The sequence below is a fragment of the Pseudomonas sp. NPDC087346 genome (assembly GCF_044744235.1).
In the GTDB taxonomy this organism is placed as follows: Bacteria; Pseudomonadota; Gammaproteobacteria; order Pseudomonadales; family Pseudomonadaceae; genus Aquipseudomonas.
Map to the genome: position 1 here is coordinate 1 of NZ_JBIUXX010000035.1, position 14,392 is coordinate 14,392.

At 55.3% G+C, this 14,392-nt stretch carries 14 protein-coding genes; 10 read left to right on the forward strand and 4 right to left on the reverse strand.

What is annotated here, in order from left to right; genetic code table 11:
• The 10 genes from ACIOZM_RS19865 to ACIOZM_RS19910 all read left to right on the forward strand — a co-directional run.
• Window positions 1–1,006, forward strand: a 1,006-nt coding sequence (locus tag ACIOZM_RS19865) for a chemotaxis response regulator protein-glutamate methylesterase (protein WP_401216494.1), incomplete at its 5' end; no start/stop codon positions are given.
• Window positions 1,006–1,746 carry a flagellar motor protein gene (locus tag ACIOZM_RS19870; protein WP_401216495.1) on the forward strand — a complete coding sequence of 247 codons (741 nt, stop codon included), beginning with the start codon at window positions 1,006–1,008 and terminating at the stop codon, window positions 1,744–1,746. The genes ACIOZM_RS19865 and ACIOZM_RS19870, both read left to right, overlap by 1 nt.
• A 12-nt stretch (window positions 1,747–1,758) precedes the next feature.
• Window positions 1,759–2,649: a flagellar motor protein MotD gene (motD, locus tag ACIOZM_RS19875; RefSeq protein ID WP_401216496.1), complete on the forward strand. Its 891-nt coding sequence runs from the start codon at window positions 1,759–1,761 to the stop codon at window positions 2,647–2,649.
• Window positions 2,650–2,692: 43 nt separating this feature from the next.
• Window positions 2,693–3,481 carry a ParA family protein gene (locus tag ACIOZM_RS19880; protein ID WP_401216497.1) on the forward strand — a complete coding sequence of 263 codons (789 nt, stop codon included), beginning with the start codon at window positions 2,693–2,695 and terminating at the stop codon, window positions 3,479–3,481.
• 117 nt (window positions 3,482–3,598) lie between these two features.
• On the forward strand, window positions 3,599–4,558 hold the full coding sequence (locus ACIOZM_RS19885; RefSeq protein ID WP_401216498.1) for a CheW domain-containing protein: 960 nt from the start codon (window positions 3,599–3,601) through the stop codon (window positions 4,556–4,558).
• A 90-nt stretch (window positions 4,559–4,648) separates the two neighbouring features.
• Window positions 4,649–5,134, forward strand: coding sequence for a chemotaxis protein CheW (locus tag ACIOZM_RS19890; RefSeq protein WP_010456928.1), 486 nt, complete (start codon window positions 4,649–4,651; stop codon window positions 5,132–5,134).
• On the forward strand, window positions 5,135–5,527 hold the full coding sequence (locus ACIOZM_RS19895; RefSeq protein ID WP_401216499.1) for a DUF2802 domain-containing protein: 393 nt from the start codon (window positions 5,135–5,137) through the stop codon (window positions 5,525–5,527).
• Window positions 5,528–5,728: 201 nt separating this feature from the next.
• Window positions 5,729–7,327 carry a hypothetical protein gene (locus ACIOZM_RS19900; protein ID WP_401216500.1) on the forward strand — a complete coding sequence of 533 codons (1,599 nt, stop codon included), beginning with the start codon at window positions 5,729–5,731 and terminating at the stop codon, window positions 7,325–7,327.
• A gap of 215 nt (window positions 7,328–7,542) precedes the next feature.
• Complete coding sequence (locus ACIOZM_RS19905; protein ID WP_401216501.1) at window positions 7,543–9,189, forward strand: hypothetical protein; 1,647 nt, start codon at window positions 7,543–7,545, stop codon at window positions 9,187–9,189.
• Between the two features lie 264 nt (window positions 9,190–9,453).
• Window positions 9,454–9,732: a hypothetical protein gene (locus ACIOZM_RS19910; protein ID WP_401216502.1), complete on the forward strand. Its 279-nt coding sequence runs from the start codon at window positions 9,454–9,456 to the stop codon at window positions 9,730–9,732.
• Between the two features lie 106 nt (window positions 9,733–9,838).
• Here the strand turns inward: ACIOZM_RS19910 and ACIOZM_RS19915 are convergent, their stop codons facing one another.
• From ACIOZM_RS19915 to ACIOZM_RS19930, 4 genes are all read right to left on the reverse strand, one after another.
• Window positions 9,839–10,483: a hypothetical protein gene (locus ACIOZM_RS19915; RefSeq protein WP_401216503.1), complete on the reverse strand. Its 645-nt coding sequence runs from the start codon at window positions 10,481–10,483 to the stop codon at window positions 9,839–9,841.
• Window positions 10,480–12,282, reverse strand: coding sequence for a hypothetical protein (locus ACIOZM_RS19920; protein WP_401216504.1), 1,803 nt, complete (start codon window positions 12,280–12,282; stop codon window positions 10,480–10,482). The genes ACIOZM_RS19915 and ACIOZM_RS19920 overlap by 4 nt, the downstream gene beginning before the upstream one ends.
• A 156-nt stretch (window positions 12,283–12,438) precedes the next feature.
• On the reverse strand, window positions 12,439–12,768 hold the full coding sequence (locus tag ACIOZM_RS19925) for an EscU/YscU/HrcU family type III secretion system export apparatus switch protein (protein WP_401216505.1): 330 nt from the start codon (window positions 12,766–12,768) through the stop codon (window positions 12,439–12,441).
• Entirely contained in the window at window positions 12,765–14,336 is a 1,572-nt protein-coding gene (locus ACIOZM_RS19930) for a flagellar hook-length control protein FliK (RefSeq protein WP_401216506.1), read from the reverse strand. The genes ACIOZM_RS19925 and ACIOZM_RS19930 overlap by 4 nt, the downstream gene beginning before the upstream one ends.
• Between the last annotated feature and the right edge of the window lie 56 nt (window positions 14,337–14,392).

Below are 14,392 nucleotides of genomic sequence, written 5' to 3' on the forward strand. Positions count from 1 at the left end.
CCCGCACCAGAACCCCCACGACTACGAGACCCCGCTGCTCCCACGCACCACCGCCGTCCGGCACATCACCCAGCCCCGCCCGACGCCGGTGTTGATGTTCTCCTCGCTGACGCACGAAGGCGCCCGGGTCACCCTGGATGCGCTGGACGCTGGCGCGGTGGATTTCCTGCCGAAGAATTTCGAAGACATCTCGCGTAACCCGGAGAAGGTCAAGCAACTGCTGTGCGAGAAGGTTCACAGCATCTCGCGCAGTAACCGTCGTTTCAGTGCCTACAGCTCGCCGACACCGGCCGCTGCACCTGCGCCGACACCAGCACCTGCGCCATCCAGCGTCAGCAGTTATGGCAGCAGCGCCCCGGCGCGTCCGGCGCCTGCACCGATACATGCTCCGGCGCCAAGCCGTGCATCTTCGGCCGGCGCTTCCTCGCCGGCACCGAAACGCAAAGCCTACAAGCTTGTCGCCATCGGTACGTCGACTGGCGGTCCGGTTGCACTGCAACGGGTGTTGACCCAGTTGCCGGCCAATTTTCCTGCGCCGATTGTGCTGATCCAGCACATGCCTGCTGCGTTCACCAAAGCGTTCGCCGAGCGTCTGGACAAGCTGTGCCGCATCAGCGTCAAGGAAGCCGAGGATGGCGACATCCTGCGTCCGGGCCTGGCGCTGCTGGCACCTGGCGGCAAGCAAATGATGATCGACGGCCGTGGCGCGGTGAAAATCCTCCCGGGCGACGAGCGTCTGAACTACAAACCGTGCGTGGACATCACCTTCGGTTCCGCAGCCAAGTCCTACGGTGACAAAGTTCTGGCGGTCGTGTTGACCGGCATGGGCGCCGACGGTCGTGAAGGCGCGCGTCTGCTCAAGCAGGGCGGCAGCGCAATCTGGGCGCAGGACGAAGCCAGTTGCGTGATCTACGGCATGCCGATGGCCATCGTCAAAGCTGACCTCGCCGACGCGGTGTACAGCCTGGACGATATCGGCAAGCACTTGGTCGAGGCGTGTATCTGATGGATGTTCTAAGCCTTATCGGGATCATCATGGCGTTCGTCGCCATCATCGGCGGTAACTACCTTGAAGGTGGTCACCTCGGTGCGCTGGCCAACGGCCCGGCGGCACTGATCGTACTGGGCGGCACCATCGGTGCCGCGCTGCTGCAATCTCCGATTAGCGCGTTCAAGCGTGCAATGCAGATCCTCGCGTGGATCTTCTTCCCGCCACGGGTCGACCTGGCCGGTGGCATCGACCGCGTGGTCAACTGGAGTCTCACCGCCCGCAAGGAAGGTTTGCTCGGTCTGGAAGGGGTGGCGGATGCCGAACCGGACAGCTACTCGCGCAAAGGCCTGCAACTGCTGGTCGACGGTGCCGAGCCGGAAGCGATTCGCAGCATCCTCGAAGTGGATTTCTACACCCAGGAAGCCCGCGACATCGAAGCCGCCAAAGTCTTTGAAAGCATGGGCGGCTACGCGCCGACCATCGGCATAATCGGTGCGGTGATGGGGCTGATCCATGTGATGGGCAACCTCGCCGATCCGACGCAGTTGGGTAGCGGCATTGCCGTGGCCTTCGTCGCCACCATTTACGGTGTCGCCAGTGCCAACCTGATCCTGCTACCGGTGGCCGCCAAACTGAAGTCAATCGCGTTGCGACAGTCGCGTTATCGCGAAATGTTGTTGGAAGGCATTCTGTCGATCGCCGAAGGTGAAAACCCACGCTCCATCGAGTTGAAGCTGCAAGGCTTCATGGATTAAGGGAATAACCTCATGGCTCGTCGTCGCCACCAGGAAGAACACGTCAATCACGAGCGCTGGCTCGTGTCCTACGCGGACTTCATCACCCTGCTGTTCGCATTCTTCGTGGTGATGTATTCGATCTCGTCGATCAACGAAGGCAAGTACAAAGAAATTTCCGAAGCGCTGGTCGGGGTCTTCAAGGATTCCGACCGCGCGCTCAAGCCGATCCAGATTGGCGACGAACGACCGAAGACCGTGACCCCGGCCAAGCCGCTGGTCAAGGATGCCGAACAGGTTGACGCCGGTATTGCCGGTGCCAGCGATCCGTTGAAAAGCATCGCCGATGACATCAGCGCAGCGTTTGGCGATCTGATCGCGTCCAACCAGATGACCGTGCGCGGCAACGAGTTGTGGGTCGAGATCGAACTCAATTCCAGTCTGTTGTTCGGCAGCGGTGATGCGATGCCGAGTGACATCGCGTTCAACATCATCGACAAGGTTGCAGCGATCCTCAAACCGTTCGACAACCCGATCCACGTCGAAGGTTTCACCGACGATCAACCGATCCGCACCGCGCAGTACCCGACCAATTGGGAGCTGTCTTCAGCGCGTTCGGCGAGCATTGTGCGGATGCTGGCGATGCAGGGTGTGAACCCGGGTCGACTGGCCTCGGTCGGTTACGGCGAGTTCCAGCCAGTGGCCAACAACGGCACTGCCGAAGGCCGGGCGAAAAACCGTCGTGTGGTATTGGTGGTGTCGCGCAATCTCGATGTTCGCCGCAGCCTCACGGGCACCGGGACCGCTAACGCGCAACCGGATGCCGCATTGAAGCGTGCTGGCACACAAACTGCACCGACCCCGGTCAAGACGCCGGGACGCGAGAGTGCCGTCAATTCTCCGTCACCCGCATTAATACGCTGAGCTATGTCTCGGTCGAGCATATCGACCGGGAGGAACGAACCGAATGAGAGTCTGGGCAGTCGCCAATCAAAAGGGTGGTGTTGGTAAAACCACATCTTCCATCGCTTTAGCCGGGTTGCTGGCGGAGGCGGGCAAGCGCGTGGTTGTGGTCGATCTGGACCCGCACGGCTCAATGACCAGCTATTTCGGTTACGACCCCGACAGCCTCGAACACAGCAATTATGACCTGTTCCTGCACAAGGGCAGCGTGCCGCAGGGCTTGCCCGGGCAACTGCTGTTGTCGACCAGCGACGAACGCATTTCCCTGCTGCCATCGAGCACCGCGCTGGCAACGCTTGAGCGTCAGTCGCCGGGGCAGAGTGGCCTCGGGCTGGTGATCGCCAAGAGTCTGGCGCAACTGTGGCAGGACTTCGATTACGCGGTGATCGACAGCCCGCCGTTGCTTGGTGTGCTGATGGTCAATGCACTCGCCGCGAGCCAGCAACTGGTGATCCCGGTGCAGACCGAACACCTGGCCGTCAAAGGCCTGGAGCGCATGGTCAACACCCTGGCGATGATCAACCGTTCGCGCAAACAGGCGTTGCCGTTCAGCATCGTGCCGACCCTGTTTGACCGCCGCACGCAAGCGTCGCTGGGCACCTTGCGCGTGTTGCGCGATAAATTTCCGGACGACATCTGGCAGGGTTATATCCCGGTCGATACCCGTCTGCGCGACGCCAGCCGCGCCGGTGTCACGCCGTCGCAATTCGACGGCAAGAGCCGTGGCGTACTGGCCTATCGTGCATTGCTCAAGCATTTGCTGGCGCAGCAGCTTGTTGCGCAGGTGGCTTGAGATGATTTTGCCCTGTGTAGGAGCTGCCGCAGGCTGCGATCTTTTGATCGGGTTTGCTGGTGTTCCTGAAAAGATCAAAAGATCGCAGCGTTCCGCAGCTCCTACAGGGGGGCGTGTATGAACCGGCCAGTGAAGTTGACTTCGCGTCCGCAGATGGCGTTGCAGTCCTATCTGGACGATCTGTTGCAGAGCGTTCCCGATGAGTTTCCGGTAGAGGTTGAAGCGTTTCCCGAGCCTGAAGTAGTGGAATCCGCCGAGGCGCTCGATGAGTTCCAGGCTGCGGTGCTTGAAGAACAGGCTCGCGATGCGCAGCAAGTTGCCAGGCCGACTGCCGCGCCTTTGGCCGCACCGGCTGCCAAGGCACCGATGGCGTTGGTTGAGCAGGCTGAACCGGTTCGCGCATCGGTCTCGACTCTTGGGCCGTTGCTGCAAACACAACTTCTGCGAACGCCGCCGGCGCCAGAGCCGGAACCAGAATTGGAGCCAGAACCACTGCCGCAGACTCCGCCGCCACAAGCGCTGGTACCGCCAGTGGTCGAAGTGCATCTGCCGCCGAGCAACACGCCGCCCCCGGTAGAAACCGATGGCCGTCCGGCGTGGGCATCCGAAGCGTTCGAATGCCTGTTGTTCGACGTCGCCGGGCTGACGCTGGCGGTGCCGCTGGTGTGCCTCGGTTCGATCTATTCGCTGGCAGGCCAGGAACTGACACCGCTGTTCGGTCAGCCGGAATGGTTCCTCGGCATCCTGCCAAGTCAGGCCGGTAACCTGAAAGTGCTGGATACCGCACGCTGGGTGATGCCGGATCGTTATCGCGATGACTTCCGTCAGGGCCTGCAATACGTGATTTCGGTACAAGGTTACGAGTGGGGGCTGGCGGTGCATCAGGTCAGCCGCTCGTTGCGACTGGACCCGAATGAAATCAAATGGAGAAGTCACCGGGGTCAGCGGCCATGGCTCGCCGGCACCGTGATTGAGCACATGTGTGCATTGCTGGACGTTTCCGCACTGGCCGAGTTGATCGCCAGCGGTGGGGCAAAGCACTTGAGCGGCAGCAAGCCGCTACATAAACCGACATAGCAGCCGACATAACAATCAGGCGACGGCATTGTTGAATGCCGCCACACAGAACACACACCGCCCAGAGCGGTTTTTTCGAGGGGTCAGGGTATGAGTAGTCAGGCGACGAATGCAAAGGGTTCTGAAGATCCGATCCTGCAATGGGTGACCTTTAAACTGGACAACGAAACCTACGGCATCAACGTGATGCGCGTTCAGGAAGTCCTGCGTTACACCGAAATCGCCCCGGTTCCGGGTGCACCAAGCTACGTGCTGGGCATCATCAACCTGCGCGGTAACGTCGTGACCGTGATCGACACCCGTCAGCGCTTCGGCCTGATGAATGCCGAAATCAGCGACAACACCCGTATCGTCATCATCGAAGCCGACAAGCAAGTGGTCGGAATCATGGTCGACAGCGTGGCCGAAGTGGTTTACCTGCGTCAGTCGGAAATCGAAACCGCACCGAACGTCGGTAACGAAGAATCGGCCAAGTTCATCCAGGGCGTGTGCAACAAGAACAACGAGTTGCTGATCCTGGTCGAGCTCGACAAGATGATGAGCGAAGAAGAATGGTCGGATCTGGAGAACATCTGATTGATTCTTGAAGTAGCGGTGATTGTCCTGTTCCTGTTCTGGGCAGGCACGCTGGCGATGTTTCTGGCGTACATCAAGGCGCAGCGGGTTATCGCTGCGCAGCAGGCTCAGGGCGATGCGCTGCGTGATCAGCGCATCAAGGAGCTGGCCAAGCGTGTCGACGATTACCAGAACGGCAACGTGCGCATGGGCGAAGCCCTGCATGAGCTGCGCTCGGTCGTCAGCCCGATCCCTGACAAGCTCGAGAAGCTTGAACAGCGCTCCCCGTCGAGCCTGTCGTTCGCCCAAGCGGCGAAACTGGTGGGCATGGGCGCCAGCGTCGATGAGCTGACTCAGTCCTGCGGGTTGACCCAGGCTGAGGCGGAGTTGATGAGCAAAATGCACAAGAGCTAGAAGCTTCGAGCTGCAAGCGAAATCAAAAGATCGCAGCCTGTGATAATTCCTATATGAGATTTTTGTGGGAGTTGTCACAGGTTGCGATTTTTTTATTCGCGTTGAAAAGACCATTTGTCGGAACTGTTAGATCTGACAGTAGATAACCTTCTCATGCTCTAAACATACTCAGAATGAACGCTACTTCATCAGGGTATGGATATGAAACTCTTACTGTTCTTGACTTTGCTTTTTTCCGCCGCGGTTAATGCCATGTCTGGTCAGGCGTTAGTGACAGACCTGAATGCAAAATATCAAAGCAATGTCGCGCAGTGTGCAAATGGAACTCCCGCGTATTATTGTTCTGGTGTTCTTTTGCGGGCAGTGGATTACAGCACATTCTTCAAGTTTTGGGATTATGGTTCGCAGGCGACAAAGCTTGGGTCCGTTGCATTTACCTATATTCGTTCGGATGTCGGTAGCACTGCACTTAATGGAAACAGAAAAAGCGGTTTTATCTTGAAAGACCAGACTTCAGCATTGGTTGTGGATAAGGCCGTAAGTCTGCGTTGTATTTCCCCTTTTCCGACTGAATCACTCAATGAACGGGCAGATCACGGTTGTGGGTTTGCACCGAAGGTGGCGCAAGCGGATCCTGATCTTGCCAATTGTGCGAAGTTATGGAGGGCGCCCGTTACAGCTGCGGCATGGGTGAAAAATTTCAAGGAACATCAGTCACTTCCCAAGAATCAATGTTCGCTGAGTATGGCGGTGGCGGCGCAATTTAAAGCCAGTCTTGAAGCGCACAAGCTTGTTGATGTTGCGTGGATGGCCAAGCCGATGGAAGTTCTGGTTAAAACGTGGGATGAAAGTAAACCGGAAAATCTACCCATCGAGGCCGTGTTTTACGATGCTTCCATACCCGCCAAACTGGCGGATGCACGGAGATTTCAGCGCGAGTACTACATTGCAACCTCCCTGTACGTTCCTATCGTCAAGTTGAACCTGGCTGCGCCCGACAGCAATGTCTTTGTTTTTTCTGCTGCGGATCAGCAGTATGGACAAGTAGTCGCCGAGCAAATGAACGCACGCTTCAATAATATTGCAAATGATTGTTCCGGCAACGCAGCCTATTTTTGCAACGGGATAATGATCAGAACTACTAACGCGACCACTAAGTACCATGCCTGGGATCCGAGTGGAGGATCCATTGCACGGGACGGCGTTTCCTTTTCCTATCTTAGAAAAGATGTAAAGATGAAAGGTCTTTATAATTCCGAGAGACAGGGCTTTACTTTCAAGAGCCTGAAATTTGCAATAAAGTCAAACTCTCAGCCAATCACGGTGCGATGTGTTTTTCCGGTGGATGGGGCGACTGGCACATATCGGAAACATTCATGCGGGCGTCACGATTATTTTCCTGATGAGGGTGACTCTTGTGAGGATATGGAGATTTTGACTTTGGCTGCATGGAAAAGCCACTATCATTCCGTATCAGGAGCGGCCAATCGGAAATTTCATCAATGCAGTATAGGTCCGGGTAAAGACCAGTTTGCAATTTTTTTACAAGGCAGAAATAATTTCCAGGATCCCGTAGATTTAAATTACACAATTGAAATCGTAACGGCGGCATGGCCTGTAGGCATTCCGGAAAAACTACCTTTGGAAGCATTTATTTATGTTTTTTCCACTGTCCCGCAAACAGGGCTTGCTGGTGCCCGCTTTATTCAAGAAGATTACTATGAACAGACTTTAAATTACTTGCCGGTTATACGCGTGACTTTTACGGGGGGAAGTGGCGACATTCAGTTTTCATCCTGAGGAACAATCAGTTTCTGTTACCGGTATTTAGCGAGTTCAGGAGAAGTCTGGTGTTGTGCTGGATGTGGTGCATGCGAGCAAATTTGTAATTTGTACTTTGTTATTTTGATCTTGATGGCAATGACCGTTTGTCGAAACCGTCAGGTCTGACAGTAGTGTGTTCTGTGTGGTGCCCAACATACTAAAGATGAATTTAAATCATCGGAGGTCAGGGTATGAAATATATGTTGTTTTTAATGGCGTGGCTTGCGACAAATGTCAGTGCCATGTCCGGACAGGCGTTGGTGACGGATTTAAATGCGAAATACAATAGCAGTGCTGCCCAGTGTTCGAATGGAGCACCTGCATACTATTGTTCTGGTGTTCTCTTGCGGGCCGTGGATTACAGTACGTTCTTCAAGTTTTGGGATTACGGGTCGCAAGCGACAAAACTTGGGTCCGTTGCATTTGCCTATATTCGTTCGGATGTCGGTAGCACTGCACTTAACGGAAACAGAAAAAGCGGTTTTATCTTGAAAGACCAGACTTCAGCATTGGTTGCGGGTAAGGCCGTAAGTCTGCGTTGTATTTTCCCTTTTCCGACTGAATCACTCAATGAACGGGCAGATCACGGTTGTGGGTTTGCACCGAAAGTGGCGCAAGCGGATCCTGATCTTGCCAATTGTGCAAAATTATGGGGCTCTCCCACTACGGCTGCGGCTTGGTTAGAAAACTTCAAGGAACATGATTCTTTGCCAAAGAATCAATGTTCGTTAAGTACCGTTGTCGCTGCGCAATTCAAGGCCAGTCTGGAAGCGCACAAACTTGTGGATGCAGCGTGGACGGCCAAGCCTACTGAGGTTCTGGTTGAAACCTGGGATGAAAGCAAGCCTGAGAAACTTCCAGTCGAGGCCTTGTTTTACGAGGCTTCGGCGCCCGGTAAATTGGCGGACGCGCAAAAATTTCAACGCGAATATTATCTTGAGACGTCTTTGTACGTCCCTATTGTGAAAATCAATATGGCGGTAGCCAACAAGCAGATATTCAGTTTTGATGCCAACGATCAACGATTCGGTCAGTTGGTCGCTGAAAGGCTGAATAGCCGATACAACAATGTTTCAAACAACTGTAGCGGAAAGCCCGCGTATTATTGCAGTGGTGTGATAATGCGTACTACCGGAGCCAAGCCGTCTTACCATTCCTGGAATCCAAGCCCTACTGCTATTGACAAGAAAGGGGTTCCTTTTTCTTACTTGCGTAAGGATTTAGGCATCACAACATTGGCTTGGGGAGATCTTCACGGGTTCATTTTCAAGGACTTCGCCACCGCCGAGCGCTTAGGCACTTACCCGATCAGCCTTTTGTGCTCGTTTCCCACGGATGCGGCGAGTTGGTATCGCACCGGCACCGGTGGTTGCGGGGCCCATAGTTCGTATCCCGCGAATAGCCGCTCTTGCCCGGAGGAGGGCGTGAATACGTTGGAGAAGTGGAAAACGCATTATCGATCGGTGGCGGGTTCTGGATCTTTTTCAGAAAGAAATAGACATCAATGTGGATTTACTTCAACTGTTGAACAGTTTGCCATCAGTCTCGATGCGCGAGCTCATTTTGAGCCGCCTGCGGGGGAGCGACCACAACACAACGAAATAATCCTGTCTCTTTGGCCGCAGGATATTCCAAAGCAACTACCGCTTTACGCTTTCTTTTATCTGCAGCGTCAGGGCGATGGTGCAGGCGTGACCGGTGCGAAATACATCCAGCAGGATTATTTCAATATGACCGCAGAGGTGCTGCCTGTTATCAGGGTGGATCTCTCACCTGGGACTGCGACGGTTTTCAGTTTCCATGAGGAAGATCAGATATCGACGGTGAAAGGACGTTAAGTGCGATCGATGCGATTGAGGTTAAAAAGGCATAAGGTGTGATTTTTGCACTTTATGCTTTTTTCGAGGATGGAGTGGTTTACCCGAACCGAAGTAACAAGGGTTGTGGCACAAATAAATCATTTCTATCTTCCAGCGGCTCGTGCCCTGAAGAGGATGTCACGACGCTTGCGCAATGGGTAAGCCATTATTCATCGAAGAACCGGTGATCGGCATTGGAGTCAGTGTAGTTTTAATGCGGATAAAGATCAGTTCAAAATCAGTTTGCAAGCACGCGATAACTTTCAAGAGGCTTGGGAACGCAAGGAAATCAACGAAGCGGTGCTGGCGAAATGGCCGGCCGGTACCAAAAATTTACCTGTCGAGGCATTTGTTTACATTTACACAGCGGCTAAAGCGGTTGGACTGGAGGGCGCAAAATTCATGCAGAAAGACTACTTTGAGGTAACGGGCCGCCTGCTACCCATTGTCCGGGTTACGCTGATGGACCGCGCAGAAAAGGTGTTTGCTTTTCATGCCGACGAGCAGTCTGACGTTTGGTAATAGTGCGGCAACTGGCAGATTGTTTTTTATGTATTGAAAGCATTTTCAAGGGCGACTTGCACGACAGCAAGTCGCTCTTTTTATGTTCACTAAAGATGCCTCTGACTTACAGGTTGACGGTGAGTACCTGTGAAAACATGAGCTTTTTCCCGGACCCGGATAGATAGACGGAGTAGTTGATGCGCACTGTTTTTCCTGCGTTCTCTTTCAGCCAGCTATCGGGGATGTCAAAAGGGATAGAAGCACTGTCCAGGATGGGTTTGGTTTCGGTGTTTCGAACGACGACACCATGCCAGCGGACTTTTACGGTGTAACCCGTCGTCTGCCCCAAAAATTTTACAGTGACTCTTTTTTGATCTGCCGAGAGCCTTGGCTCTGTCAGATTGAATTGTTGCGCGTCGACTTGCAGGGTCAGTGTCCTGGAAGGGATCAGAGGTTGATTCGGCAGTCTGATTGAGTAGTTGATAGTCGCCAGAGAACCGATCGAGTCAACGAAGAGCCATCGAGGAATCAAAAAGTCGAAAGCGCCTGTTTCGGTGACGGTCTGCGTAGCGGTGTCGAATTTGTAGCGTCCGGTTACCCAGCGGACTGTCAATCTGTGCCCGATGGCCATGCCCGGGTATTGGGGTGCCCGAACCGTTATATGCTCGTTCATATACACATCGTTTTGCACGTTCAGACGGTCGCCAGGTGGGGGTGCCTCAAGAACACTTGGGCTAATGGGGTCGATATGCTGCAGATTGATGTTCATGCGATCTCCTGGGCGCTTGCATCGCCGGGATGGTCAATGTTCAAGCGAAGTGGCTCTGTTGAGGAGGTGTCGTTTGGAAGGACAATCCTTAACATTTGCGCAAACTGACTGTTTTCACTAACGCCAAGCCGGTTGATGCAGTAGTTGAACAGCACGGCCTTGCCCTTGTTTGCCGTTATCCACTCGGGTGGAACAGCAAACTCTGCGGTCACTCCAGTGGTCAGGTTCATCCATGGGGTATCTTCTTTACTCACGCCGACAATGCGTACGCGTGCGTGATAACCCGTCACCATCCCTGTATATCGAACAGTGATGGTGCGTTGATCGGGGGTCAGGCGAGGCGGGGTAAGGACGAACTGCTGTGGCTCGATAGTCAGCTTGAAGACCACCGAACGGTGCAATGGACCCGCTGGGAATGTGCGCAGGGTAAAGCTGATGTTGACGGCGCTGCCGATCGCATCCACGACTTCCATGCGCGGTATCAAAAATTGCATGGGACCCACGTTATCGACTGTCGTTATTGCGCTGTCGTAGGTAAAGCGCGAATGCGTCCACCGCAGCCGGATGCTCTGGCCAACGGCCATGCCTAAGAACTCAGGGATTTCCACAGTGACATGTGTGGCGCGATAGATGTCGTCCATTTTTAAAAGTTCACCCGAGGTGCCGTAGGCTTCGAGCACTTCAGGGAGGGTGAGCACAATGGTCGTCTTGATGAATATCGGCGTGGGGTCGGAGGTTATTTCCATGCCGTTTCGTTCCACTTTCGAGGTCACGGCAACGGCGTGTTCGTTGCTTTCATTAGCCCAGGCAAGCGGAATTGCAAATCTCATCTCGCCGACCCCGGTATACACCTGCGATTGCGTTTCCCGCTCTTCTCGGCCCTGCCAGTGAACGCGGACGCGGTTTCCCGCTATCAATCCCATTCCTGAAACAATGACCTGCGGGGCTTTCACGTACGCAGGGTCCAGCACTCCCTCTTCTGTGTCTTCTATCATCGGTGGCGGAATGCGATCCAGGTTCACCTGAACATCAGTTGCAATTGCCCAAGGTGCCTTGTCGTCCGGGCGGTTGCCGCATCGATCAATTACTTGATAGGTCACCGCATGGACACCATTGCCAGCCCGTTTGATCAGCGTCTTGTCGAACATGATCAGGATCGGATGGTTTTTCGGGTCGTCTATCTGGTCGGCAGTGACAGGATAAAAATCAACTCTTTCTGCATTGCCCCAACGAGCTACGATGCGGTCGAAAATCGTCATGTTCGGATACGGCGCTATAAGTAGCGTGATGCCTTTTTCAGCCGACTCAGCGTCAACCCCGTCCTTGATGTCCGGGATAAACGCATAGCGTAATTCGGGGTGACCCAGCGGCTCGGGTTTGAGAAGAACGCCCCCAGGTTTTGTGAACTTGATCAGGATACTGAGTTTTCCTGATTCAGCTTCGTTACCACTAGAGCGTACGACTCGGTAAAAAACCGGAAAAACGCGACCATTCAGTAGTTGATTTGCCGGCACGAGAAACTGCAGGGGTTTGTTAAGCTTTTCGGGCGTATCAATAATCTCTGTTTTAACTGGCGCGACATCATCACCCCAGTAAAAAAGGCACTTCTGGCCTATTCGCATATCAAGCCATGGATCTACGATGACGAGCAGGTCAGTGCTTTGAGCGTTTGCTCCAAGCCCGCCATGGTAGCCCTCGTCCCCGTCTATCGGTCTGACAAGTGCCGGAATCAGGGGGGCGGGCAAGACCGACAAGTCGAGCCTTGCTGAACTGCATTGAGTGTGTGTGATCGAGGACATCTGATCGCTCCTGAAAGTTGACAGCGTCAGGAGGTGGTGAAGTTGACGCTGCCTGTCTATTTGGAGGCGATAATGTCGTCGTTGCACCTGTCAGATATGACAGTCTCGACCAATGGTATGAGTCAGCAAGGCGCTCTAGATCATGGGGTGTAACACTCAGAAATCGTCACTGCGTTCGGTGATGTCTTTCTCGACCATCGGTGCATTCGGGTCCCGTCCCTCGGGGAACTTGCCCTTCAGGTTCCATGCAAACGCGATGATCTCGGCGATCGTCCGGTACAGCTCCTCGGGAATGCTGTCGCCCAATTCCATCCGTGCCAACAACCTTACCAACTCCGGGTTTTCGTAGATCGGCACTTCGCACTCGCGGGCGATCCGCAGGATTTCTTCGGCCAGTTCATCGTCACCCTTGGCGGTGAGGGTCGGGGCGTGGTTGCCGTCGTATTTGAGCGCGATGGCCTGGCGCGGGGCAGTGGAATCATTCATGCGGTTTCGTCGACCCAGCGATGTTCAAGACGGGTTTGGTTGCCCTGCGGCGGTGTGCCCTGATGGCAGTCGAGATCGCCGACGTTCAGCCCGGAGTCGAGCAGACGCTGGCGCAGTGCGAACAGATTGTTTTCGATCAGATCAGCAGTGTATGGCCGTTCGGCCCAGAGCTGGCTGGACAGGCTGCCGGCGATCAACTGCGCCTGAATCTGCAGCGGGCCGAGCGGTTCCATGTCGAACGCCAGATCAACTCGCCACAATTGCTGCTTGGGTTCGCGTTCGTCACGGCGTTCGTTGGGCTGCTCTTTTTCTGGCGCTTCTTCGCGCTGGAACTTGACCTGCAACGGCACGATGTCCTGCAGATTGCGCATGGGGATTTCCAGTTGCCAGGTGCTGAGCAGCCGGCCGTCATCGGTGACACCCGTCTGTTCCAGGCTCGACAACTGATGGCTTTGCAGGCGCGACACCGCCGCAGCGGCGAGTCGCAGTAATTGCTCCAGATCGCCTTCGCCTTCGAGATTGGCGAGCAATCGGTCGGGCAACGGGAAACCGCCCGGCTGTGGTTTGGCGCTGACCTGACCCAGCGTGCCGAGGGCGTTGCGCACGAAGTTCGGCAACGCTTGCGCGAGCGTGTTGGCGGCGATGATTGCGTTGAAACTGGTGCTGCTCGGCAAGCCCGGCGTCAGTTGCGCGATCAGTCGGAGCAGATCGGCCTTCATGTCTGGGGCCAGCGTTGGGGTTTGTCCGGTCAGCAGCTTCGCTTCGAGGAACATGCCGCTGTTGGCCAGCGCCTGAGCCAGGCCTTTCGGTGTGCTCAGTTGTTGCGCATCCGGCAGGCTGGCGAGCAGTCGATCAACGGCTGCGCGTAGATCCTGCGAAGTCTGATCGGTATCGGCCGGCAGGTTTTGCAGCGCGTTGAGCAAGCCAGTCAACGAACCCTGACGGTTCTGTTGGCTGACCAGTTGCTGACTCACCGCCAATTGCTCCTGACGGCTGCTCATTGGCAGGAATTTCAGGGTTTGCGCGTCTTGCACCAGCGCCGAGAGCAGGGTGCCGATGCGCAGCGGCTGCGGGCTGTCGATATCCAGCGTGGCGCCGCTCAACGCGGTGTTGAGCAGGCTGACCATCGAGCGGTAGACCGTCGGTTGCCCCGGCACTTGCGGCAATGTCTGCGAGGTCAGCACTTTGCCTTGCAGCAGGGTGCCGACCGGCAATTGTGTGGTGTCGATGCGGGTGAGGGCGGCAACACTGCTGGCAATCGCCTGTTGCACGGTAATCGCCAGATTACCCGCCGACGGCTGAGTGATTGCCAGGCTGGTGCCCTGCGCAAGCGGCAGATTGCTGGTCGCTTGCACGGTGGTCTGACGACCGCCATCCAGCGTCACCTTGAGCAACAACTGAAAAGTCTGATCCGCCTGTTTCAGCGACAACACCTCAGCCTTGGCGCTTTGCCCGGCGCCGATCAAGCCTTCGACCGGTGTCAGCAACTTGAGCAATTCACCGACCTGCGGGCGAACGGTCGCCGGGCTGGTTGGCGGGAGCGGGAGGATGTTCATTTCGCCTGTCATACGCGGACACAACCTGAGGAAATTGCACTCTTGAGAGTAAGGCACGCCATGTATAA